We start from the raw sequence: 1,627 nt of genomic DNA, 5'->3' as shown, positions 1-1,627 counted from the left end.
TTTTAGAAATTAATAAATGTTCGGTTATAAAGAGTGTAACGCCTTTTATTTCGGTTACTTTTTTTTCTAAAATTTTACCTTTTAAGATATCAAAAATAATTACTTCTTTATCTTCAATATTATAGAAAATATTTTTATAGTAACACCTTTTTGCATATAAGTTTAATGAAACTTTTTTATTAGAAATAATCTTTTTTGTATTTCTGTCATAAATAAATAAATCATCAAAAATTTGGTCTTCACTATCATTATATAAATTAAAAATAATAACATCTTCATTTACATAATAATGCCCAATCTCTTTTTGTTTGGATTGCCATAAAACTTCTCCACTTAATGATAATTCTTGTAAATGTTTTGTACCTTTTATTTTGGCGTATATATGATTGTCTATACACATATAACCATATAAATCACTAATTTTTTGTGTTAACCTATACATATAACTATTAATTTATTCCACTATTTCAAAGAGCTTGTTAAAATTTTCAGGTTCATCTAACCATTCTAAGAAAGATTTAGGAGAGACTTTATTTGTATTCATCCATAGAATGACCTTATCTTTAAAACTATCATTCTCAAATAATTTCTGTATCTCCTCAATGGGTGTGCCGTCAGCTTTTTTAAGAGCTTTTATTACATTGGTTTTTAATACACTTATATCAGAAATGTTATTTGTTTTATTAAAAATCCATTGTATATTACCCAGTTCTTTCATTTTTTGTAAATCTTTAACAAACTGGTTTTTAATGGTTTCTGGGTAAAAATTCCCCCAGTTTTTAAGCTCCAAATTTGTAACTATGAACTGCTCATCTACAAATTTTTCAACTCTAATATCATAAATTCGTTTTATATCATCAGAGAGGTTGCTTACTTCAAATCGTATGTTGGCTCCCTCATCAAGCAATTTTGTAGCATACTCCAATTGGAACTTATTCTCGCTGGTAAATGAACAAATTACCGCCAGTATCAGAAATAAACATTTTATCATCGTGAAATTCTATTTTTTCTACCATATTGAAACTCAGAAGGCTTATCCATTCTCTGTTACCTGTTTTTGTATTGATTGCTCCAACGGCGTATTGCCCTCCCTCCAAACGCAATCCGTGAAAAACAAAACCATCTTTATAACAGGCTTTATTCATAATAGCGTTGTATTCCTTGCCATTTAACAAAGCATTTTCTATGCGAACGAAATTGATTAATTCTCCTTTTTCCAAATCTATTTCCATATAGTGATAGCCATAACAACCATAAGCCTTATTCTCCTCGATAGACAAAGTCATAAGCCCTGCGGGAAGTCTTAGAGAATAAATAATTTCTCCTGTTTCTATATGCAATCGTAATATAAACACCTGAGTAAGAACGATAAGTGTATTATTGTATGAGTAAATTTCCCTTATATCACCTTGTTTTAAGCTACCATCATAGTCCTTGTAACTGGTAATATCGCTAAGGTCTTTTTGCCAAAGGAGGGGAATTTCTGATTTTTTATCTAAATGTGTATATAAAATATTTTCTTTTTTGAATATTAAAAAAGCATTATAAAGGTGACTGAATATTTTTTTTTCTGAAAAAGGAAAAATCTCTACTTTATAGCCTTTTTTATCGAATTGATATAAAAAAT

General features: G+C 28.1%; 2 protein-coding genes and 1 pseudogene. All 3 read right to left on the bottom strand.

All coding sequences use genetic code 11. From position 1 onward, the window contains the following. Nucleotides 1-442 (bottom strand): annotated as a pseudogene (locus YW9_RS0108685) (hypothetical protein); the annotation flags it as partial. Between the two features lie 12 nt (nt 443-454). Then, nucleotides 455-991 (bottom strand): hypothetical protein, encoded by a 537-nt coding sequence (locus YW9_RS13700; RefSeq protein WP_231555499.1) that lies wholly within the window; start codon nt 989-991, stop codon nt 455-457. Beyond that, nucleotides 933-1,627 (bottom strand): hypothetical protein (locus tag YW9_RS13580; RefSeq protein ID WP_018279781.1); only part of this gene is annotated, 695 nt, incomplete at its 5' end. The genes YW9_RS13580 and YW9_RS13700, both read right to left, overlap by 59 nt.

This window comes from Capnocytophaga cynodegmi DSM 19736 (assembly GCF_000379185.1).
Taxonomy (GTDB): domain Bacteria; phylum Bacteroidota; class Bacteroidia; order Flavobacteriales; family Flavobacteriaceae; genus Capnocytophaga; species Capnocytophaga cynodegmi.
Note: the sequence above shows the minus strand (reverse complement) of the source record. Positions and strands in the feature narration are given on the sequence as shown.

Coding starts and splice junctions, on each gene's coding strand:
- YW9_RS13700 (WP_231555499.1), bottom strand. CDS start 991: ATGATAAAATGTTTATTTCTGATACTGGCGGTAATTTGTTCATTTACC.